Annotated in this window: 19 protein-coding genes; 7 read left to right on the forward strand and 12 right to left on the reverse strand. The window is 56.5% G+C overall.

What is annotated here, in order from left to right:
• Nucleotides 1–31: 31 nt before the first annotated feature.
• The gene (gene hppD / locus AC2FIP_RS04635) at nucleotides 32–1,129 is read right to left on the reverse strand and encodes a 4-hydroxyphenylpyruvate dioxygenase (protein WP_496785330.1); all 1,098 of its coding nucleotides are present in this window, start codon (nucleotides 1,127–1,129) and stop codon (nucleotides 32–34) included.
• A 146-nt stretch (nucleotides 1,130–1,275) separates the two neighbouring features.
• Here hppD and AC2FIP_RS04640 point away from each other — a divergent pair, with 146 nt between their 5' ends.
• Entirely contained in the window at nucleotides 1,276–1,731 is a 456-nt protein-coding gene (locus AC2FIP_RS04640; RefSeq protein ID WP_142634408.1) for an Lrp/AsnC family transcriptional regulator, read from the forward strand.
• Between the two features lie 19 nt (nucleotides 1,732–1,750).
• Complete coding sequence (locus AC2FIP_RS04645) at nucleotides 1,751–3,631, forward strand: monovalent cation:proton antiporter-2 (CPA2) family protein (protein ID WP_496785331.1); 1,881 nt, start codon at nucleotides 1,751–1,753, stop codon at nucleotides 3,629–3,631.
• 28 nt (nucleotides 3,632–3,659) lie between these two features.
• Here AC2FIP_RS04645 and cobT read toward each other — a convergent pair whose 3' ends face one another.
• Nucleotides 3,660–4,673: a nicotinate-nucleotide--dimethylbenzimidazole phosphoribosyltransferase gene (gene cobT / locus AC2FIP_RS04650; protein WP_496785333.1), complete on the reverse strand. Its 1,014-nt coding sequence runs from the start codon at nucleotides 4,671–4,673 to the stop codon at nucleotides 3,660–3,662.
• Nucleotides 4,674–4,704: 31 nt separating this feature from the next.
• Here cobT and cobS point away from each other — a divergent pair, with 31 nt between their 5' ends.
• On the forward strand, nucleotides 4,705–5,517 hold the full coding sequence (gene cobS, locus AC2FIP_RS04655; protein WP_496785336.1) for an adenosylcobinamide-GDP ribazoletransferase: 813 nt from the start codon (nucleotides 4,705–4,707) through the stop codon (nucleotides 5,515–5,517).
• A gap of 83 nt (nucleotides 5,518–5,600) precedes the next feature.
• Here cobS and AC2FIP_RS04660 read toward each other — a convergent pair whose 3' ends face one another.
• From AC2FIP_RS04660 to AC2FIP_RS04680, 5 genes are all read right to left on the reverse strand, one after another.
• Nucleotides 5,601–6,119 (reverse strand): CarD family transcriptional regulator, encoded by a 519-nt coding sequence (locus AC2FIP_RS04660; RefSeq protein ID WP_142634416.1) that lies wholly within the window; start codon nucleotides 6,117–6,119, stop codon nucleotides 5,601–5,603.
• Nucleotides 6,120–6,401: 282 nt separating this feature from the next.
• Nucleotides 6,402–6,740, reverse strand: a complete 339-nt coding sequence (fdxA, locus tag AC2FIP_RS04665; protein ID WP_085821728.1) for a ferredoxin FdxA — start codon at nucleotides 6,738–6,740, stop codon at nucleotides 6,402–6,404.
• 66 nt (nucleotides 6,741–6,806) lie between these two features.
• A complete protein-coding gene (locus AC2FIP_RS04670; RefSeq protein ID WP_271946509.1) occupies nucleotides 6,807–7,172 on the reverse strand; it encodes an RNA-binding S4 domain-containing protein in 366 nt (121 codons plus the stop codon).
• Between the two features lie 6 nt (nucleotides 7,173–7,178).
• A complete protein-coding gene (locus AC2FIP_RS04675; protein WP_496785337.1) occupies nucleotides 7,179–9,998 on the reverse strand; it encodes a helicase-related protein in 2,820 nt (939 codons plus the stop codon).
• 22 nt (nucleotides 9,999–10,020) lie between these two features.
• Nucleotides 10,021–10,590, reverse strand: a complete 570-nt coding sequence (locus AC2FIP_RS04680) for a tetratricopeptide repeat protein (RefSeq protein ID WP_416383904.1) — start codon at nucleotides 10,588–10,590, stop codon at nucleotides 10,021–10,023.
• Between the two features lie 69 nt (nucleotides 10,591–10,659).
• Here AC2FIP_RS04680 and AC2FIP_RS04685 point away from each other — a divergent pair, with 69 nt between their 5' ends.
• From AC2FIP_RS04685 to AC2FIP_RS04695, 3 genes are all read left to right on the forward strand, one after another.
• A complete protein-coding gene (locus tag AC2FIP_RS04685; RefSeq protein WP_142634424.1) occupies nucleotides 10,660–10,950 on the forward strand; it encodes an SCP2 sterol-binding domain-containing protein in 291 nt (96 codons plus the stop codon).
• On the forward strand, nucleotides 10,950–11,891 hold the full coding sequence (locus tag AC2FIP_RS04690) for an alpha/beta fold hydrolase (protein ID WP_496785339.1): 942 nt from the start codon (nucleotides 10,950–10,952) through the stop codon (nucleotides 11,889–11,891). Before AC2FIP_RS04685 ends, AC2FIP_RS04690 begins: the two co-directional genes overlap by 1 nt.
• Before the next feature lie 101 nt (nucleotides 11,892–11,992).
• Nucleotides 11,993–13,813, forward strand: a complete 1,821-nt coding sequence (locus tag AC2FIP_RS04695) for a M3 family oligoendopeptidase (protein WP_281994761.1) — start codon at nucleotides 11,993–11,995, stop codon at nucleotides 13,811–13,813.
• Between the two features lie 178 nt (nucleotides 13,814–13,991).
• Here the strand turns inward: AC2FIP_RS04695 and AC2FIP_RS04700 are convergent, their stop codons facing one another.
• From AC2FIP_RS04700 to AC2FIP_RS04720, 5 genes are all read right to left on the reverse strand, one after another.
• Complete coding sequence (locus AC2FIP_RS04700) at nucleotides 13,992–15,170, reverse strand: acyl-CoA dehydrogenase family protein (protein ID WP_496785341.1); 1,179 nt, start codon at nucleotides 15,168–15,170, stop codon at nucleotides 13,992–13,994.
• Nucleotides 15,171–15,364: 194 nt separating this feature from the next.
• Nucleotides 15,365–16,384 carry an AraC family transcriptional regulator gene (locus AC2FIP_RS04705; protein ID WP_496785342.1) on the reverse strand — a complete coding sequence of 340 codons (1,020 nt, stop codon included), beginning with the start codon at nucleotides 16,382–16,384 and terminating at the stop codon, nucleotides 15,365–15,367.
• 128 nt (nucleotides 16,385–16,512) lie between these two features.
• Nucleotides 16,513–17,697, reverse strand: a complete 1,185-nt coding sequence (locus AC2FIP_RS04710) for an acetyl-CoA C-acyltransferase (protein ID WP_496785344.1) — start codon at nucleotides 17,695–17,697, stop codon at nucleotides 16,513–16,515.
• Nucleotides 17,694–19,097, reverse strand: coding sequence for a 3-hydroxyacyl-CoA dehydrogenase (locus AC2FIP_RS04715; RefSeq protein ID WP_496785345.1), 1,404 nt, complete (start codon nucleotides 19,095–19,097; stop codon nucleotides 17,694–17,696). Before AC2FIP_RS04715 ends, AC2FIP_RS04710 begins: the two co-directional genes overlap by 4 nt.
• 11 nt (nucleotides 19,098–19,108) lie before the next feature.
• Nucleotides 19,109–20,134, reverse strand: a complete 1,026-nt coding sequence (locus AC2FIP_RS04720) for an AraC family transcriptional regulator (RefSeq protein ID WP_496785346.1) — start codon at nucleotides 20,132–20,134, stop codon at nucleotides 19,109–19,111.
• A 545-nt stretch (nucleotides 20,135–20,679) separates the two neighbouring features.
• Between AC2FIP_RS04720 and AC2FIP_RS04725 the strand changes: the two genes are divergently transcribed.
• On the forward strand, nucleotides 20,680–20,946 hold the full coding sequence (locus AC2FIP_RS04725) for a hypothetical protein (RefSeq protein WP_496703642.1): 267 nt from the start codon (nucleotides 20,680–20,682) through the stop codon (nucleotides 20,944–20,946).
• Nucleotides 20,947–20,984: the final 38 nt, after the last annotated feature.

Genomic DNA, 20,984 nt, shown 5'->3' on the forward strand with positions numbered 1-20,984 from the left:
GCGGGTCACCACGCAGGATTACCTTCTTGCATCAAGCTGCTGAAATTTCTCCACTTTCAATCTGCTCTCGCTCGATGGATTCGAACAGCGCCTTAAAGTTACCCTCGCCAAACCCATCGTCGCCTTTGCGCTGAATGAACTCGAAGAAAATCGGTCCGATGACCGTTTTCGAGAAGATTTGCAGCAGAATCCGGGTCTCACCACCGTCCAGAACGCCCTCTCCATCAATCAGAATACCGTGCTTCATCATCCGGTCCAACGGCTCTTCATGATCGACCACGCGGGTTTTAGACAACTCATAATAGGCTTCGTTCGGGCCGGGCATGAACTTCAGCCCCTTTTCGGCAATCGCATCGGTCGAGGCATAGATATCCTCGCTGCCCACAGCGATATGCTGGATGCCCTCGCCCTTGTATTTCTTCAAGTAGGAAACGATCTGCCCGGTTTCGCCGCGATCTTCGTTGATCGGAATGCGGATACGCCCGCATGGAGACGTCAGCGCGCGGCTAAAAAGACCGGTGAATTTGCCCTGAATGTCAAAAAAACGGATTTCACGGAAGTTGAACAAATCACCATAGAACTTGAACCACTTGTCCATATTGCCCTTGTAAACATTGTGGGTCAGGTGATCGAGATAATAGAACCCATCCCCCCGGGGCTTGGACTGTTCGGTCCATGTGAATTCCTGATTATAGGGCGATGTTTCGTAATATTGATCAATGAAATAGATCAACGATCCGCCAATCCCCTTGATTGCAGGCACATTCAGTGTCTTGTCTGCCGCGTCATAAGGTTCAGCCCCTTTCGCTACAGCGTGCTCATAGGCTTTCTGCGCATCCACGACGCGCCATCCCATCGCCGGAGCACAAGGGCCATGCTCGCCCACGAACCGGGCAGAATAGCTGTCGGGATCTGCATTCAGGATGTAAGTCACATCACCCTGTTGCCACAACTCAATCGCAGGCTCGTCCTTGTGGTGACCTACCAGCGCGAATCCCATCTTTGCGAACAGATCGCGCAGCTCTTGCGGCTCGGGATGTGCGAACTCGACAAACTCGAACCCATCGGTTCCGGCGGGGTTTTCATCCGATATGATTGATTTCGGGGCGTTGTGAGGGAAAGGACCCATGGCGCGTCTCCGTTAATACAGGAATTTATTTGCTGATTTCAAAATACGTCTTAATCGGCACTTTTTTCGCGCATAGTTTTTCAATAACTTAAAAGGGCGCGCGTAATTTGCGCATAAGATTGGCCAATCACGGAGTTTTTCCGCATATGCTTGATTCCACTGATACGCGCCTGCTGTCAGCGCTGCAGAAAAACGCCCACCTAACAGCACATCAACTTGGAGAGATGTTGAACCTGTCGCCCAGTCAGGCTGGTCGCCGGCGCCAACGGCTGGAAGCTGAAGGGTATATCACCAGCTATGTCGCACGCCTCGATCCTCTAAAGTTAGGGTTGCAGGTGCAGGGTTTTGTTCAGGTTCATCTGAGTACGCACGGCCCCGAGCAATCTGAAGGCTTTGCCCGTATGGTCGAAACACGCGCCGAAATCACCAGCGCATGGACAATGACAGGTGAGGCCGATTATTTACTACATGTCTATTGCGACGATCTATCCGCGCTTAATCGCTTGCTTCATCAGGTAATCCTTCCACATCCTGCAGTGGCTCGGATACAAAGCCAAATCGTTATGGATCAGCTCAAACGCGACGCCCCCCTGCCCACCTGAGCGCATTGAAAGGACGATCATGGACAACTTCCTTTACCAGGCGACGATCTATCTGGCTGCGGCTGTGATCGCCGTGCCGCTTTCGGCGCGTCTGGGACTGGGCTCTGTACTGGGATATCTGGCCGCGGGCCTTGTCATAGGGCCGTTGTTCGGATTGGTGGGTGCGGAAACGGAAAACCTGCAGCATGTGGCTGAATTCGGCGTAGTCATGATGCTGTTCCTGATCGGACTTGAACTGGAACCGCGCGCTCTTTGGGATATGCGGGACAGGCTTTTGGGGCTTGGCGGCCTCCAGGTGCTTTTATCGACCGCAGTGATCGCCAGTGTCGCCATGTATGCAAATCATCCGTGGTCCGTAGCCCTGGCAGTGGGGTTGACGCTTTCCCTGTCATCAACTGCGATTGTTTTGCAGACCCTGTCGGAAAAGGGCTTGATGAAAACGAATGGAGGACGGGCGACCTTTTCAGTACTGCTGACTCAGGACATCGCAGTCATACCAATCCTGGCACTGCTTCCACTGCTGGCTCTGCCTGCCATTCCCCAGATTGCAAATGACGGATCTATCAACCGCATATCCTCGGGGCACCACGGCGCGGCGCATCATAGCTTGTCATTGGTCGAGGGGTTGCCAGGGTGGGCGGTAACGCTTGTCACCATTGCCGCGATCGGTTTCGTCATTCTTGCCGGAGTGTACCTGACCAGGCCCTTGTTCCGCTTTATTCATGCGACCCGCCTCCGCGAGATGTATACGGCGCTGGCGTTGATGATTGTGGTTGGCATTTCCTTCCTGATGACGCTGGTTGGCCTGTCACCCGCTCTGGGCGCGTTTCTTGCAGGTGTGGTGCTGGCCAGTTCCGAGTTCCGGCATGAAATGGAGAGCGACCTAGAGCCGTTCAAAGGCCTTTTCCTTGGTCTGTTTTTCATCACCGTTGGCGCAGGCATCGATGTCGCCTATTTCTTTGACGACCCCTTCGACCTGATCGGACTGGCCCTGTTGGTAATCTTGGTCAAAGGGATCATTCTGTTCCTGGTTGGCCGCGCCTTTAAACTGCGCGGGCGCGATCACTGGCTGTTTACACTGGGGCTGGCGCAAGCGGGTGAGTTCGGCTTTGTCCTGCTGGCGTTTTCGACCCAGCAGAATGTGATTCCAGGGGATCTGTCACAAAAACTTCTGATGATCATTGCGCTGACCATGCTGATCACGCCGCTTTTGTTCATCATTTATGATCTTCTCTCGCGCCGGATGGGGGATGGCACACCGGCACCCGAACCGGATGAGATCGACGAGAAAGGCCCGGTCATCATCGCCGGGATCGGGCGATTTGGTCAGATCGTCAATCGTCTGGTGCAGGCAAGCGGGTTCAAAACCATCGTTCTTGACCATAACATCGAAACCATCCAGCTGATGCGTCGCTTTGGCGTAAAAGGGTTCCTGGGGGATCCGACCCGACCGGAACTGTTGCGCGCGGCCGGCCTTGAAAAAGCATCTGTTCTGGTGGCTGCGATGGATGATCGCAAGAAGGTGACGCGTCTTGTCGGCTATGCGCGCCGCCAGCGCCCAGACCTACACATCGTCGCGCGGGCACGGGATCGGACCCATGTGTACGAGCTGTATCAAGCCGGCGCGAACGACATTGTGCGCGAGACATTCGATGGCTCATTACGGGCCGGGCGATATGTGCTCGAGAATGTGGGTCTCAGCGAATACGAGGCAGCGCAGGCCGAACAGACTTTCTACCACCATGATCGCATGTCGGTTCGGGAACTGGCCGAACTGTGGATTCCCGGCTTGCCCACCGCCGAGAACAAGAAATACATCGAGCGCGCGCAGCAGCTGGAAAAAGACCTTGAGACCGAACTGCTGGAATTGGCGGAAGAAAACGACAAAAAATCGGCCTGACCTTCAACTGACGGTCAGGCCGCGCGGATCAACCGTCCGAGACGCCAGCTTCGGCAAAGGTCGCCATGCCGGAATGACAGGCAACAGCGCTTTTGAGGATATTGATCGCCAGCGCCCCGCCAGAGCCCTCACCCAGTCGCAGCCCCAGCTTCAGCAAAGGCTCTTTTCCGAGCTTGGCCAACACAGCGCCATGCGCACCTTCCGCGCTCTGGTGCCCGGCGATCGTGTGATCCAGCGCGCGCTCTGAAAGGTCAGACAGGCACGCGGCGGCCGCTGAGCAGATAAAGCCATCCAGAATAACCGGAATGTGCAGCGCGCGTGCGGCGGCAATGGCTCCGGCCATAGCGGCGATCTCGCGTCCGCCCAGACGGCGCAGAATCTCTAGCCCATCGCCCGAACCGCCATGTAGCGTAACACCTTCGGCCACCACACGGGTTTTGTTTGCCAATCCCGCATCATCGACACCTGTTCCGCGACCAGTCCAATCGCCCGCCTCACCTCCGAACAAGGCGCAAGCAATCGCCGCTGCGGGGGTCGTGTTGCCGATACCCATTTCACCAACAACAAGAAGATCGGCGTCTGGTCTGACCGCAGTCCACCCGGTGCGCAGCGCCTGCAACAGGTCGTCCTCTGACATAGCTGGACCTGATGTGAAATCCGCGGTCGGTCGTTCAAGCTCCAGCGCGTGGACATCCATCGTTGCCCCAGCCGCCTCGGCCAGCTGGTTGATGGCCGCCCCGCCATGTTCAAAGTTCAACACCATCTGCACGGTCACTTCCGGCGGAAAGGCCGAAACACCCTGTGCTGTGACACCGTGGTTTCCGGCAAACACGATAACCTGCGGCGAGGTGATCTGCGGGCGGGCATCCCCGCGCCAGCCTGCATACCAGATTGCCAGGTCTTCCAACCGACCAAGCGCGCCCGGAGGTTTGGTCAGCTGCCCATTACGGTCAGTCGCCCCTTGCGCAGCGGCATCATCGGGCCCGGAGGCTTGCCGGACAGCTTCGCGGAAAGAATTCAGATTGTTAATTTCGGGCAGCATCCAAAGCCTCGTTGCATCAGAGTGGTCCTGCGTGTTTAACCGAAGCGATCAAACCGACAAGACCCTGAAAGGCGCAGGAGTGCTAAAAAACGACACCAAGCTCATTTCTGCCTGGGATATTCCGCTGGCTTTGGTCCTGTTGACGCGTTTGCCCGTGCCGCGGCTGCCTGACAGAGTGTTCTCGCGTCAGGCCAGCGCCGTTTGGGCCTTTCCATTGGCGGGGCTTGTTGTCGGCCTGTTGGCCTGTGCCGTGGGATGGATGGCGACGGCTATGGGGCTGCCGTCGATAGCGTGTGCCATACTTGTCGTTCTTGTCCTGACCATCGCCACCGGCGCGATGCACGAGGATGGGCTTGCAGATACCGCCGACGGGCTGTGGGGCGGCTTCACTCCTGAACGGCGGCTAGAGATTATGAAGGACAGCCACATCGGCACCTATGGCGTCCTTGCCCTGATTTCTTCGCAATTGCTGCGCGTGTCGTTGATTACTGCGATCCTTTCGAATGCGGGTTTTACCACCATATTGGCCGCATGCATCGTTTCGCGGGCTATGATGCCTGTTGTTATGTCCGTCCTTCCAAATGCCCGCCAATCAGGCCTTAGCCATTCAGTGGGCGCACCCGGATCGACCGCGGTGATACTCGGCGGGGCCATGGCGCTGCTGCTCACTCTGCCAATGATCGGGTTGCAGGTGGTTTTCCCTACGCTGATTGCCGCTTTGTCTGCGGTGGCAATGGCGATGCTAGCCAAGGCCAAGATCGAGGGTCAGACCGGTGATATACTGGGCGCCACTCAACAACTGGCCGAGATAGGGTTTCTTATGGCCGTAGCTACGCAGGTTTAGTGGCCCCGATTTCATCTGGTGACTGCAATATAAAAAGGCCACCTCCTTGCGGGGATGGCCCTAAAATTTTGATTTCAGCAGGTTCAGGCCGCCGCTGCCGCGCGCGAGGTCAGAACCTCATCCACCTGCCTTGCCGCAGACACTTCGCCTGCGCCGGATACTGCCGCGACTTCGCGGGTCAGACGCTCAAGCGCGGCTTCATAAAGCTGACGTTCGGAATAGCTCTGTTCGCGCTGATCATCGGTGCGGTGTAGATCGCGGACAACTTCGGCAATCGAGATCAGATCACCCGAGTTGATCTTTTGTTCATATTCCTGTGCCCGGCGGGACCACATGGCACGCTTGACCTTGGCCTTGCCCTTCAGCGTTTTCATCGCCTGGCTGATGACATCCGGCGAGCTGAGCGATCGCAGACCAGACTCGGTCGCTTTGTTGGTCGGCACGCGCAGGGTCATTTTGTCTTTCTCAAAGGAAATGACGAACAGCTCGAGCGAGTATCCGGCAACTTCCTGCTCTTCGATCGAAATGATCTGACCGACACCATGGGCCGGGTAAACAACATAGTCGTTGGGGCGAAACTCAAGCTTCTTCGACTTAGACATACAGGTTCTTCCTTGGTTACGAGAGCGCGGGACAGACAACAAAACGACCCACCCCGTGCCAGTACGGCCCGGTCAGGTTGCTGTGTTTTCAACTAATCAGAACTCCAAAGCGAGCATACTTACGGAGTCATCCCCATCTCAATCAACGTTCAATTTCCGAGTATATCACAAAATTGAGACACTCGAAAGGCTGCCCCTTTCCACATGAAAGAAAGATGTTAAGAAACAGATAGATAAGGCGCCATCCCACTGCTGAACTGACAAGTTCAGAGCGCGAATCGCTTAGCCGCCTTCGCCGGGGGCCTCAGAGAAGTATTTCTCCATCTTACCCTCTTCGCCATCACGCTCTTCTGCGTCGGGCAGCGGGTCTTTCTTGGTCACGATCACCGGCCACTGCTCAGAGAACTTACGATTAAACTCGACCCATTGATCCATGCCCGGCTCAGTATCCGGACGGATCGCATCAGCGGGACATTCCGGTTCGCAAACACCGCAGTCGATGCATTCATCGGGATGGATGACCAGTGTATTCTCACCTTCGTAGAAACAATCCACCGGACACACTTCGACACAGTCGGTGTATTTGCAGGCGATGCAGTTTTCAGTGACAACATAGGTCATGGTGAGTTTCCCGTTTGCGGTTTGGGCGTCTAGCTAAATCAGTATGGCGTCAGCTTCAAGATATGTTCAGCTATCTTGATTGCGAGAAAGATCAAGTAGACGCCGATCCTTCTTGGTGGGACGACCTTTTCCCTCAAACCCTGGATTTCGCGGCTGCGTGTCCTGCTTTTCGGTCAAATCGGTATATAGTGTCTGCGCCTCGGTTGCCGGACCACGCCGATCACCCAGTTTTTCGATACGCACAACGCGCACAATCCGCCCCTGAGGGAAGGTCAGAACATCACCGGGGGCCACAGGCTGCGCCGGTTTCAGGATCCGGTTTCCGTTGACACGGACATGGCCGCCACTGACCTGTTTGGCGGACAGGCTTCGGGTCTTGAAGAACCGAGCCTGCCACAGCCATTTATCGATCCGAAGCCGGGCCTCGGTCATCAGGCTTTAGTTGCCTTCCTTCAAACCCATAAGCGCGGCCGCGAACGGGTTATCGGGATCAATGGGCTTTTCTTTCCTGGGCGGACGAGACGAGAAGGTCTTGGCACCCTGCGGCTTGCCACCTTTCTTGCCCTGCGGCTTGCCCCGGCCATCCTGAGGCTTACCGCGCGGCTTACCTTTGCCCTGCCCCTGTCGCTGTTCGCGGCGTGGGCCTTGGTTGGCCTGACGCTGACGGCCCCAGGTGAAGGTATAAAAGACCTCAACTTCGGGTTCATCTGTTGCGGCTGTCGGCGCGGCGACCTCGGCTGCTGCCTCGGTGCTTTCGGTGGCCTCGGCTGACGCCTCGGTGGGTGCGGCGACCTCTTCGGGGGTTCCCTCTGGTGCGGGTACTTCCTCGGAGGCAGCTGCTTCCGTGGCCTCTGCGGCAGGTAGCTCTGCCGGTGCGGGCTTAACCTTTTCACGCTCGGCGCGTTCGGCCTTGTAGCCCAGCCCCTGCATCAGGTCAGCGAATTGTTCCAGCGTCATACCGGTGATCGACAGCATGTCAGGCTTGGCCTCGAACCCACCACGGCTGTCTTCAGCGCGCAACATGTCGGCCAGACGTTCCAGCATGTCGATCCGGATCGAGCGTTCGCCCGCATCGCGATAACCACACATAGTGTCATAACCGTCAGGTGCGCCCTTGGCGATGGGCACAGTAACAAGACCCGGAGGCGGCGCGTCGGGAAATTCCTGCAGGCCATTTGCCAATGCCCACAGAACAAGACGCAGGCGCGTTGGGGCCGGTTTCAGCAGCAGCGGCATGAAAATGGTGAACTGACCAAAGCGGATACCGTGTTTGCGCAGCGCGCCACGGGCGTCCTGATCCAGATCCTTGACGTCTTGCGCGACACCTGCGCGCGGCAATACGCCCAGCGCCTCAACCATGCGGAAGGCAAAGCCCCTGGCCAGCCCATTGAGTTCTTCATCGCGCGACAGGTTCAGCAGCGGCTCGAACAGTGCGGCCACTTTACGGTCGATGAAATGCTGCAGGCGACGCTGAACTTTCTGTTCAACATCGGGGCCCGCGGCCTCGTCCACAAAAACCTCGACCAGCGGCTTGAGAGGCTCTGCCCCGGCAACCAGCTTGCCAACGGCATATTCACCCCACATCAGGCCACCCTGATCGGTAAAATCAATTTCGGTATCGGGTGCATTATAGAAGCGATCGGCACGCAGATGGAATTGCGGCGCGAGGGCTTGCAAGGACGCCGATTTCAAGGCTTTCGCCTCGGCTCCTTGCGCGCTTTTGTCCGGACTGAACCGGAACCCTTCCAGACGACCGACGAATTCACCTTCGACGGTCACTTCACCCTTGTCATTTACTTCGGCCAAAAGGGCCTCCTTCTGTTTGAGCCGGCGCAACAAAACGGATGTGCGCCGGTCCACAAATCTCTGAGTCAAACGGTCATGCAGAGCGTCTGACAGCCTGTCTTCTACAATGCGCGTCTCATCACGCCAATGGGATTCGTCACGCACCCAACCATTTCGTTGCGCAACGTAAGTCCAGGTGCGAATATATGCCAACCTTTTTGACAGTGCATCTATATCGCCATCTGTTCGGTCGATCCGGCGGATTTGCCGCGCCATAAAGTCATCTGGGATCGAACCACCTTCATGCAGGTGGCCAAATATAACTTCGAGCAGGCTGGCATGTTCGGCATGGCTGATGCCGCGAAAATCGGGGATTCGGCAAACATCCCATAACAAACGAACAGATTGCGGATCACTGGCACGGGCCGCAATTTCGGCAACTTGCGACAAGGATTTAAGCACATTCAGATCATCTGCCGGACGGGCTTTGATCAGGTGTTCGCTATCCGGGCTAATCTCGAGCGTGTGGATCAGAGCGTCAATCGAACCAAACTGCAAGGCGGCATTCCGCCAGTTCAGTTTTTTCATCGGCGCAAAGCGGCTGTCCATAATGGCCTGCGCGACACCGTCGTCCAGAGGCGGCGCCTCGCCGGTCACGCCGAAGGTTCCATCGGACATACCGCGCCCTGCGCGGCCAGCAATTTGGGCAAGTTCATTCGGGGCCAGGGGCCGCATCCGCCGGCCATCGAATTTGGTCAGGGACGAGAACGCAACATGGTTCACATCCAGGTTCAACCCCATCCCGATGGCATCGGTGGCAACCAAATAGTCGACCTCACCATTCTGATAGAGCTCAACCTGCGCATTCCGTGTACGCGGGCTAAGCGCCCCCATGACCACAGCTGCCCCACCCTTTTGACGGCGTAGCAGCTCGGCGATGGCATAGACGTTGTCGACCGAAAACCCGACGATGGCGCTGCGCGGTGGCATGCGGCTGATTTTCTTGGAACCGGCATAGACCAGTTGCGACATCCGCTCTCGCCGGACGAATTGTGCTTCGGGCACAAGTGCCGCGATGGGGCCGCGCATGGTATCGGATCCCAGAAACAGGGTTTCATTGGTGCCGCGCGCGCGCAGCAACCTGTCGGTGAAGACGTGGCCGCGTTCCGGGTCGGCGCAGAGTTGGATTTCGTCGATAGCCACAAAATCGGCACCCATGCCTTCGGGCATCGCCTCGACCGTACAGACCCAATATTTCGCACGCGGCGGTAAGATACGTTCTTCCCCGGTGATCAGTGCCACTACCGACGGTCCGCGAATGGCGACGATTTTGTCGTATACCTCGCGCGCAAGCAGGCGCAGCGGCAGGCCGATCACCCCCGTGCGGTACCCCAGCATACGTTCGATTGCGTAATGGGTTTTGCCTGTATTGGTCGGGCCAAGTACGGCCACGATTCGGGATGACCCGCTCACCTTTGCCCCCTGCCCCCGGTTCTCAGAGGGCCGAGCCCTCGACCTGGGCTTTCAGTCGATTCACTGCATTGGTTACTTCTTCGTAATGGGGATGTATAGCCAAGGCATGGGAATAGGCCGCAAATGCCTTTTCGGGCTGACCCAGAATCTCAAATATCAATCCAAGCCCGTAGATGGCCTCATAGTTGTTCGGGTTCAGCGTCAGGGCATGTTCCAGATCTGCGGCAGCCATCCCGAACCTTTCGATCCCAAAAAACGCAGAGGCCCGCGCGTGCCAGCCTTCGGCGAAATCAGGCGCGTGGTCTGTCAGGGCCGTCAAATGCTCGATCGCGGCATAGGTGTCACCATCATCCAGTGCTTCGCGACCACGCTCCAGCAGCAGGTCGGCCGAGGCCGAACCCGATTGCGACCAGAGCGCCCGTAACTGGCGGTCGATTCCAGTCGCCTGGTCCGGTGTGGCCTGTGCAAGGTTCTGCAACAACTCGGCCTCGTCGCGGGAATCCTCCTGCTGCGCAAGGCAAGTGGAGGAAAACATGACTAGGACAAAAAGTGCCGCAACGGTACCTTTGAGATTGTTGATTGCATTGCTCATAACAAGTGTCAGTGTAGCGTTGCGACCGAGGATGTCCATTCACGGCGTACTAACAAAATGAGGAAGATCATGAGCGATTCATTGGAAAAAGCCGCAGCAGTGCTGAATGAGAAACTGTCGGGCGGCGATTTCGACGCATCGGCTAAATTTGCCATCGCGGATTTGGGCGCGATCGTAGTTGATGCAAGCGGCGCGCGCATCAGCGATGAAGAAACGGACGTGACTTTGAACGCTGATGCGGACACGTTCGAGCAAATTCTCAATGGTGATCTGGACCCGACAAGCGCCTTCATGGCCGGAAAACTGAGCATTGACGGCGACATGGGCGCGGCAATGAAACTCGCCTCGGCCCTGGCCTGATGGAATACCCGTCGGCCCCTTTGTTCGAAGACGTGGCTGGCGGCCCCGCTGGCGGTGTTGCTCATTGGTTGAACACCGCCGACGGTACCCGAATTCGCGTGGCGCATTGGCGCCCCGAAGGTACAGCGAACGGGACTGTCATGCTGTTTCCCGGTCGCACTGAATACATCGAAAAATACGGTGATGCGGCGAGTGAATTCGTCAAGCGTGGCTTTGCCGTGCTGGTGATCGACTGGCGGGGTCAGGGATTGGCAGACCGGTTGCTTGACGATCCTCGGGTTGGCCATGTCGATAAATTCACTGACTATCAGCAAGACGTAGATGTGTCGCTGGAGCTGGCCACAAAGCTTGATCTGCCCAGGCCCTGGCATGTTATCGGCCACTCTATGGGCGGTGCCATTGGATTGCGGGCAGTTTTGGAAAACGATTGTTTTGCTACCTGTGTTTTTACCGGTCCGATGTGGGGGATTTTCTTTACGCCCCTTATGAAACCCATCAGCCGGTTGACCGCAAATTGGGCCCCACGACTGGGGTTTGGCGAAAAGACGCCCCCGACCACATCACTGGACAGCTATGTTCTGACACAGCCTTTCGAAGGCAATAGCCTGACGCGCGATCCTGCCATGTACAAAATGATGCAGGATCATCTGGCCAAGTATCCCGAACTGTCCCTTGGTGCACCGTCGACGATCTGGCTGCGCGAGGCATTAGATGAATGCGACTGGTTGATGGTGCAGACTGCCCCAGCCATCCCATGCCTGACATATCTTGGCTCCCACGAGCAGATTGTGGACCGCAAGGCCATCCGCGCACGCATGGCAAACTGGCCGAACAGCACGTTGATCGAAATTCCAGACGGTGAACACGAAGTCCTGATGGAACCGCCAGAGGTGCGCGACCCTGCATTTGACCAAATCGTCGCGCATTTCAAAGCTGCATAGACGGATCACCCCTGGAACCGGCGCTTTCCCTTTGACTGTCCGCTTGTGATCCTCGTCGGTCGCGCCTAGATGTTTGCCAAAGCAGATTTTCGAGGTGATCCATGCGCGACCTTCCTTTTCCAGTACGTGACGCAAACGCGGTCGGCGGGGCCGATAATCTTGGCAACCTGCCGGAATGGGATCTGACGGATCTCTATGCTTCGGAAGACGCGGCCGAGCTTGCGCGTGACCTGGACTGGTTGGAAACCGAATGCGCCGCCTTTGCCGCAGATTACGAAGGCAATTTGGCGGATCTTGATGCCCAGGGTTTGCTGACCTGCGTGTTGCGGAACGAAAAGATCAACTCGATCGCCGGGCGTATCATGTCCTTTGCCGGACTGCGCTATTATCAGCTGACAACCGACGCCGAGCGCGCCAAGTTCCTCTCGGACATGCAGGAAAAGATCACTGTCTTTACCACGCCGCTGGTGTTCTTCACGCTGGAAATCAATCGCCTCGACGACGACGCGCTAAAAGCGCATTTCGACGCCAACACCGATCTGGCCCGTTACGAGCCCGTATTTCGCCGCATCCGCGCGATGAAACCCTATCAGCTATCTGACGAGCTTGAAAAATTCCTGCACGATCTGGGTGTTGTTGGCGATGCCTGGGAACGCCTGTTCGACGAGACCATCGCGGGCTTGACCTTTGATGTTGACGGAGAAGAGTTGAACATCGAAGGCACGCTCAACCTGCTGACCGAGCAGGACCGCAGCAAACGCGAAGCGGCTTCTCGCGAATTGGCCCGCGTGTTTCAGGACAACGTCAAGACCTTCGCGCGCGTTCACAACACGCAGGCCAAGGAAAAGGAAATCGTCGACCGCTGGCGTAATATGCCGACCGCGCAGACTGGTCGCCATCTGTCGAATGACGTCGAACCCGAGGTCGTCGAGGCCCTGCGCGAGGCGGTCGTGGCCGCCTACCCCAAGCTGAGCCACCGCTATTACGAGCTGAAACGCAAATGGCTGGGTCTGGACGTGATGCAGGTCTGGGATCGCAACGCACCCCTGCCGATGGAAGACACGCAGATTGTCGGCTGGGATGACGCCGAGAAAACCGTGATGGATGCCTATGAGGCCTTTGATCCGCGTATGGGTGAGATCGCCGCGCCGTTCTTCTCGAAGGGTTGGATTGATGCCGCGGTGAAACCGGGCAAGGCGCCGGGCGCCTTTGCGCATCCCACCGTAACTGACGTCCACCCCTATGTGATGCTGAACTATCTGGGTAAGCCGCGCGATGTGATGACCCTGGCGCATGAGCTGGGCCATGGCGTTCATCAGGTGCTGGCCGCCGATCAGGGCGAGATGCTGTCATCCACCCCGCTGACGCTGGCCGAAACCGCTTCGGTTTTTGGTGAAATGCTGACCTTCCGCAAAATGCTGGACAAGGCCGAAACCCCTGAGCAGCGCAAGATTCTGCTGGCTGGCAAGGTTGAGGACATGATCAACACGGTCGTGCGCCAAATCGCCTTCTATGACTTCGAATGCAAATTGCACGCCGCACGCCGCGAGGGCGAGTTGACCCCGGACGACATCAACGCCCTGTGGATGAGCGTTCAGGCCGAAAGCCTCGGCCCCGCATTTGAATTCATGGAAGGGTATGAGACGTTCTGGGCCTATATCCCACATTTCGTGCACTCGCCCTTCTACGTCTACGCCTATGCCTTTGGTGATGGACTCGTGAACGCGCTCTATTCCGTCTACGAAAGCGGCGCGGACGGGTTCGAGGACAAGTATTTCGACATGCTGCGCGCCGGTGGATCAAAACACCACAAAGAGCTGCTGGCCCCGTTCGGTCTGGATGCTAGCGATCCCAAGTTCTGGGACAAAGGCCTGTCGATGATCTCGGGCTTTATTGACGAGTTGGAGGCGATGGAGGGCTGAAGCCGCCTGAAGCGGAGACGGTGATGTCTGCTTCGCGGACAAAGGGTGAATTCGCTGCGTTTGCACCAAGGTTTGCAATATCGAGTAACCGGCCGCATATGCGCGGCTGGTCTTTCAATTTTACCGATCTCTGAGGAGATTTTCAGGTCGATTCCGTTTCTCCGGCGGGTTGGAATGTTCAGCCGGTCTCATCAAATCCTTTCGGTACTGGCAGATCAGGCAAGGTTGCCGCTCGTTTTTGCAGGGCACGCCCGATAACTACACGGCTGATTTCAGTTGTCCCGTCCACAATCCGCAGCATTTGCGCGAGGCGGGACAAACGATCCAGACCATAAGGCTGCAACAGCCCCATGCCGCCCAACACTTGCGTACAGGTATTTGCGGCCTTCACTGCGGCATCTGGCACAAACCGCTTGGCATGGGCGGCCATCAGTGGGCCCTCAGACGTGCCAAGGGCTTCCGCCGCTTTGCGATAAAGCAGCTTGGAGGCTTCAAGATCGGTCGCAACTTCGCCCAGCATCCATTGGATTCCGTCCAGATCGAGATTCTTGCCACCAAACATCTTGCGGTTCTTGGAATAGGACAGCGCCGTATCCAGGGCCGACTGCATCAATCCACAGCAACCCGATGCGATTGAGACGCGGGCGATATCGATCGCCATGAGTGAGCCTTGCAGGCCCTGACCGATCGGCAGGATGATGTTGTCTTCACTCACCACGACCTTGTCCATGTACATCTCGGCCAGAGGCAGGAAGTTGTAGGACGGGGTATCATAGAGCGGTCCAAAGCTGAGACCCGGCGCGTCGGCGGGAATGGCGACCATCGCCATATCCTTGTGGCCGGGTGCGTCGCTAGTCTTGACCACGGTGAAATAGATATCGGCCTCACCCGCCAGGCTAACCCAAGCCTTCGCACCGCTGATCGTCCATGTGCCGTCGTCATTGATCATGGCCCGCGAATACATGTTTGTTGCGTCCGATCCGGATTGCGGTTCAGTCAGTGCAAAGTTCGCCAGTTTGCGGCCAGACGTCAGGTCCCGTGCCCATTTTTCCTTGAAGGCATCTGTGCCATAACCGCAGCCCGCGAAGGTGCAGATGTTATGCATCGACAGGGCAAAGGCATAGGCACCATCGCCCAGTCCCAGTTGTTCGTAGACCTGAATGCCCTCTGAAAGGGGCAAGCCTTGGCCGCCAAACTCTTCGGGGGCGTAGAGCCCCGTCAGGCCAGCGGCCCCGGCTTTGTCCGACGCATCACGGGGCCATGTCTTCGCGGCGTTCCAGGCGTCCACATTGGGCAGGATGACCTGCTCGGCGTGGTCGCGTGCGGCTTGGAGTATGGTGGCGAGTTTGTCTGACATTGGTCGGTCCTTTTGTGAGCGGCTATTTTCACATGACGCCACACTTCAGAACCTGCTGAGCAGGCAGCGGGTCAAGCTTCTAGAGGAGAACCAGGTGAGAACGCCATGTATTGCGCAAGATTTAGCAGGAGAAACTTCTTCGCTCTATCTCGCGTGGTGACAGGGTATTGTCCAAAAGTGACAAAAAGTGCGTCTCAGATATTCGTCCTGCGATACGAACTGGGGGTGCTGCCGGTCCAGCGTTGAAAGGCCCGGTGAAAATTGGCAGCAGAGGAAAAGCCGACATCATGTGCGATGGCCTCGACGCTTTTGCGTCCCGCCTGCAGGTCGCGGATCGCGATGTCGCGCCGCAGGGCATCCTTGATCGCCTGAAACGAGGTCCCATCCGCTTGCAACCTGCGGATCAGGGTGCGCGGGGTCATGTGCATTGCGGATGCTGTCTGGGTCAGGGTCGCCGCGTCCCATCCCGTTTGGCCCAGATAAGTGCGCACCCGCAGCGATTGGGTGTGCTCGCGCGAAGAGGTGAAAATCCAGTCCCGGGGCGCGTTTTGCAAAAACCGGTCAAGATCAGATGTGCTACGCGCTTGCACAGGGCCCAGAGCGTTCGGGGAGAAGGAGATCGCAGTGGCGGGTTGGCCAAACTGAAAGGGTGCGGGAAAGATAATCGCGTAATCCTGATTAAAGTCCGGGCGATCAAACGCGAAATCAACGGCTTTAACCGGAACCTCATGCCCTGCCAGCCAAGACATGAGCCCGTGGGCAAGTTTGAGGATCAGCATGTGGCCAAACCGTTGTACAGGCGCATCTGTTTGCGGGTTCAGGCTCAGTGTGAGGGCGCTGTCAGTGTCATCCAGATCAAACTGATAGTCATCCAGCAGCAAATTCCAGAAGGTCGAAAACCGGTAAAGTGCAGATGGCAAGGATGTGGCTTCGCGCACTGTCGTCAGAAGGTGTTGCAGGGCACGCGGTCGCACGGGCCTGCTCCAAAGCCCCATCATCTCATCGCCGGTCTCAACTGCAGCAAGTTGATAGAGGCAAACGATCTGATCCAGCGTGACGCGACCATTCGGCGAGCGCGTATCCGCGTTCAGACCGGACCGGCTCAGCAGCGACACCATCTGCGCCTCTGGGCACAGGGCACGCAGCGCCGCCAGCCAGTCATCGACAAACTGGCTGGAAACCGTGGAAAGGATCGTTGGCGCGACATTGGTCATAACGCCTCAGGAGGTATCACCAATTCCGGTCGACATGAAATGCAGGCTTGCAGATGGCGGCTTTCGCAGATGACAGAATGTCAATGTCTCAACCAGATAACGCTCTGCTTGAACTCATTTCAGTGTGGTCAGGCGACTTCGAACAGTGCTGCGGCGCCCATGCCTCCGCCAACACACATGGAGGTCACCACGTATTTTACGCCACGACGCCTCCCCTCAAGCAGAGCGTGCCCGACTTGTCTCGCACCTGTCATGCCGTAGGGGTGGCCAATCGATATCGCACCGCCGTTCACGTTGTAGATTTCGGGATCAATCCCAAGATGGTCGCGGCAATAGAGAACCTGGCAGGCAAAGGCTTCGTTAAGCTCCCAAAGGCCGATGTCTTCGATGCGAAGACCTGCATTCTTCAGCAGCTTTGGAATTGCAAAGATCGGGCCGACCCCCATCTCTTCCGGTGCGTTTCCTGCAACAGCCATGCCGCGATAGATACCTAGCGGTGTGAGGCCCTGCTGCTCAGCCACTTTGCCTTCCATGAGCACACAAGCCGAGGCCCCGTCAGAGAGTTGGCTTGCGTTTCCGGCAGTAATCACGCCTCCTTCGACAACCGGGTTCAACTGGCCAAGAGTTTCGGCCGTCGTGCCCGGCCGGTTGCCTTCGTCTTTTGACAAGGTCACCTCGTCCAGGTTTTCCTCTCCGGTTTCGCGGTTCTTGACCCGCTTAATCGCAGTGATCGGGACGATCTCATCTTCAAACGCGCCAGCCGCCTGAGCCCGGGCGGTCCGACCTTGCGAAAGTGCGGCGTATTCATCCTGGACGTCGCGGCTGATCCCATAGGTCCGCGCCACATTTTCCGCCGTCATCAGCATCGGCATGTAGGCATGCTCAGATTGGGCGATAACGTTTGGATCTTTCTCATCGCCCGCCCATTTCAGATAGGCATTCTGCAGGGCGGAAATATTCTCCTGCCCGCCAGCCACGGCAACGTTCTGACCATCCACGATGATCTGCTTTGCAGCCGTCGCAATGGCCATCAACCCGGAGGAGCATTGCCTGTCGATCGTCTGTCCTGCCACCGTATTGGGAAGGCCCGCAGCCAGCGCCGACAAACGAGCGACATTCATGCCTGCTGTTCCCGCAGTCAGGACCGATCCGATGACAACATCTTCGATCAAACCGGGGTCCACGCCTGCACGTTCAACCGCGTGCTGCATGGCGTGCCCCATCATGGTAGGGGACTTGATGTTGTTCAGCGCACCTTTGAAGGCAACCCCAATGGGGGTTCGTGCGGTTGAGACGATAACGGCTTCTCTCATGATTTTTCCTTTTTGGCATCAAAATGTGCGTCAAGTGTCACGCCCGAGGTTGCAAGTTGTTCCAGCAAAGGCGCAGGCGTGAACCACATCTCACCATAGGCACCTAGCGACTGCCGATAGTGGGTCATGCGTTCCATAATCTGACTTAATCCAATCTCGTCAGCATAGTGCATTGGGCCGCCGCGCCAGTTTGGGAAGCCATAGCCATTGACCCAGATCAGGTCGCAATCACCCGGGCGCGTTGCAATTCCCTCTTCAAGGATCAAGAAGCCCTCGTTGATCAGGGGGAACAGACAACGCTCAAGGATTTCCTGATCGTCGATGTCCCTGCGCTTCACGCCATGCAGGTCCGCCAGCTCGGAACTGATTTGAACCATCTCTGGGTCTTCGACCCGTGTCCGCCCCTCGTAGACATAGCTTCCTCGCCCGGTTTTCTGACCCAGTCGGCCCAGTTCAAACAACATGTCCTGCACGGCCTGGTATGTGGGGTCATGCGCGATTTCACTTCGCCGCTCCTGACGCACGCGGGCGCCCACATCGGCCCCAGCCAGATCCGCCATCGCGTGAATGCCCATGGCCATGCCGAAGCCTTCAAGGACGTCATCCACCTGTTTCGGCGTCGCCCCCTCTAGAAGCAGACGGGATCCTTCGCGGAAGTATGGTTCCAGCATCCGGTTTCCAACAAAGCCGTAGCACACGCCAACCGTGACAGGGAGCTTTCGGATCTTCTTTGCGACCGTGATTGCCGTTGCAATGACATCGGGAGCGGTCTTGGCGCCCCGCACCACCTCTAGCAAGCGCATGACGTTCGCCGGGCTAAAGAAATGGAGACCAATCACATCCTCCGGGCGGGACGTGACCGTGGCGATTTCATCAAGATCCAACGTCGATGTGTTTGAAGCCAGTATTGCGCCAGGTTTGGCGTGTAGGTCTAACGCTTCGAAAATCTGGCGTTTGACATTCATGCTTTCAAACGCCGCTTCAATGATCAGGTCAGCCTTCGCAAGGCCTGCATAGCTGAGCGTCCCGGTGGCGTTGGCGGAGATTGCCTCTGCCCGATCGGCACTGAGCCGCCCTTTTTGAGCAGCACGCTGGAAATGCTCCCGGACCTTTTCCAGCCCCTGTTCCAGCGCAGTTTGTGTGGATTCCAGAAGCGTGACCGGATACCCCGCCTGCAGAAAGGCGATGGCAATGCCGCGCCCCATTGTTCCGGCACCGATCACGGCGACCGATGAAATGCTACGTGGTTGGTCAGCACGGGTAGGCTCGGAGAAGCAAGGCTCACCGAGTTGAGCGACCCAAGTAGGATTCTGAACTACGAACCAAGCTGATAGACCAAACAGGATGTTGATTATTCTTGAATGACTTACAATACGAAACGAACATCTCGCTTTGAACATCGAATGTAGGATCAACCTGTTTTGAGTTTTGCTCTTGTTGTACGTGGTGTTTGATTTGTCCAGCGCCGGTAAGCGGTAGAAAACGTCGAGTGATCCGAGTATCCGAGCCGGTGAGCAATCTCTGCAATGCTTAAACCGGTTTCCAAGAGGTAGCGATCCGCCTCTTTCACGCGTATTTTCTCAGCCAACTGACCGAAGCTGCTGCTCTCTTGTCGGAGGCGCCGACTAAGTGTGCTTACGCTCATTCCAAGCTCTACCGCGGCGGCGTCGATCGTAAATGTGTTGTTTCTGAGGTTTTGATAGATCAATTCCTGAACCTGCGAACTGACCACCCCGGAAACAGCGGGCAACTCCTGCAAAAGCCTGTCGGCATGCATTGTAAGATGGGGTAGTAGCGTTGCATCAGCTTGAGGGATCGGCGAAGCCAGCGCTGAGTAGTCGAATAGAATACCAGTTGATGAACAAGACATTTGCAATTTGTGTCCCAGCAAACTAGCCAACCCTGTAGCAGTTTCTGTGGGTCGTTCGTGGGAGAAGCGCACTACCTTTATTGCTGATACTATTGAGAGTGAGTTCATGGTCGCAACGAGCGCTGCGAGAACAAATTCCGCATGCGAAGACAGAAAAGGTACTTCTGAAGAAACCGTTCCGATTTCGAGCATGTGCCCAAGGTGGTCTGACTTCTCAACGAGCTTTGCATTCGGGCGCATCAGGCGCGCAAAGCGTACAGCATTAGACAATGCTTCCTTCAGAGTTGCGGAGTTGTGCACGATGTGACTGGTGAGTGTTGTACTTCGAGATTGAAAGTCACTTCCACAACGAGCTGCAAACAGCACATCTTTGGTCTGCTGCATTCCGATATCCAGCAGCGTAGCTTCGCTGGAAACACTTACAGAGGCCGGAGGAGACTGCAGCAGATCATCCGGCAGTTTCGCTGCTGCCAGCGCCGCACTTACATCGCCAGATCGGTTCTTAAGGCTCTTTGCGATGCTGATCACACCAAAGCTAGGTACTTGATCAAGTCGGGATGCTACCATTTCTAGACTCGAAACCTCATAACGCTAAAAATCCATCTAAGGTGCAGCCTCCCTACTTAAGTGCACATAAGCTGCTTTTTCATTCCCGCTTCGGCTGCCACCGCTGGGCAAACCCGGTTCCATCCTTGTTTCGAATGGAGACAATAGTCGAGGAGCAAAACGCTAAAATGAGGCATCCAGATCTTGAATTTGCGAAGATTGAGACCCGATGACAATGAACTCGGGCCGGAACGGACCTACCCTATGTTCACTAGGTTGTTCTTTGTTTCACGGGAGTCCGTAGTCCAGCGCAAACCATTCAAATCGTCAACGCTTGGAATTGGAGCTATCCCATTTTCAGTCAACTAATCTGACAACAGCAGCAAAGAAATTGACCACGATTCCAAAGAATTCACGATAGCACTACACTACATGTTTCTTGTCTCCGGGTGAAAAGCTTGATGGTCAGTGCGTTTGTTAATCAGTGAAAAAAGAAGCTTAGAGAATCCCGGAGACACCGCACAACTGTAGCCGCAGCCGCTTGTGCATAAGTAGGAGAACCATGCATGCCTGAAACAACCTATTGGTTGCGGCAACACGCGGTTGAGTTGCACAACTTAGGCATCCTGGATTTAACTGATCCTAAGGCCTATCCAATTTGGCTGGCAGCTGATCTGATAGATCAATTAGAGGCGCAGCTTGCCCAGTACATATCAGGTACTTTGATTGTAGAGCCAAAGAGTGCCGAGCACGCGCAAGCGATGATTAACGAGGCCGTTGCCTATATCAATTCCGAAAAAAACTGTTTTGAGTTGCCAGAGACTACGTCTTGACTGCAGTTCAACATCACATTCGAGCCTTTTAATAGCCC

The sequence above is a fragment of the Ruegeria sp. CDSB114 genome (genome assembly GCF_059611025.1).

Bases quoted from the DNA above. Each gene is read 5' to 3' on its own strand.
- hppD (WP_496785330.1), bottom strand. From the start codon at position 1,129: ATGGGTCCTTTCCCTCACAACGCCCCGAAATCAATCATATCGGATGAA.
- AC2FIP_RS04645 (WP_496785331.1), top strand. From the start codon at position 1,751: ATGGACAACTTCCTTTACCAGGCGACGATCTATCTGGCTGCGGCTGTG.
- AC2FIP_RS04695 (WP_281994761.1), top strand. From the start codon at position 11,993: ATGCGCGACCTTCCTTTTCCAGTACGTGACGCAAACGCGGTCGGCGGG.
- AC2FIP_RS04660 (WP_142634416.1), bottom strand. From the start codon at position 6,119: ATGTCTAAGTCGAAGAAGCTTGAGTTTCGCCCCAACGACTATGTTGTT.
- AC2FIP_RS04690 (WP_496785339.1), top strand. From the start codon at position 10,950: ATGGAATACCCGTCGGCCCCTTTGTTCGAAGACGTGGCTGGCGGCCCC.
- AC2FIP_RS04685 (WP_142634424.1), top strand. From the start codon at position 10,660: ATGAGCGATTCATTGGAAAAAGCCGCAGCAGTGCTGAATGAGAAACTG.
- AC2FIP_RS04640 (WP_142634408.1), top strand. From the start codon at position 1,276: ATGCTTGATTCCACTGATACGCGCCTGCTGTCAGCGCTGCAGAAAAAC.
- AC2FIP_RS04700 (WP_496785341.1), bottom strand. From the start codon at position 15,170: ATGTCAGACAAACTCGCCACCATACTCCAAGCCGCACGCGACCACGCC.
- AC2FIP_RS04720 (WP_496785346.1), bottom strand. From the start codon at position 20,134: ATGGTAGCATCCCGACTTGATCAAGTACCTAGCTTTGGTGTGATCAGC.
- AC2FIP_RS04680 (WP_416383904.1), bottom strand. From the start codon at position 10,590: ATGAGCAATGCAATCAACAATCTCAAAGGTACCGTTGCGGCACTTTTT.
- AC2FIP_RS04705 (WP_496785342.1), bottom strand. From the start codon at position 16,384: ATGACCAATGTCGCGCCAACGATCCTTTCCACGGTTTCCAGCCAGTTT.
- AC2FIP_RS04710 (WP_496785344.1), bottom strand. From the start codon at position 17,697: ATGAGAGAAGCCGTTATCGTCTCAACCGCACGAACCCCCATTGGGGTT.
- AC2FIP_RS04715 (WP_496785345.1), bottom strand. From the start codon at position 19,097: ATGTTCAAAGCGAGATGTTCGTTTCGTATTGTAAGTCATTCAAGAATA.
- cobT (WP_496785333.1), bottom strand. From the start codon at position 4,673: ATGCTGCCCGAAATTAACAATCTGAATTCTTTCCGCGAAGCTGTCCGG.
- AC2FIP_RS04670 (WP_271946509.1), bottom strand. From the start codon at position 7,172: ATGACCGAGGCCCGGCTTCGGATCGATAAATGGCTGTGGCAGGCTCGG.
- fdxA (WP_085821728.1), bottom strand. From the start codon at position 6,740: ATGACCTATGTTGTCACTGAAAACTGCATCGCCTGCAAATACACCGAC.
- AC2FIP_RS04725 (WP_496703642.1), top strand. From the start codon at position 20,680: ATGCCTGAAACAACCTATTGGTTGCGGCAACACGCGGTTGAGTTGCAC.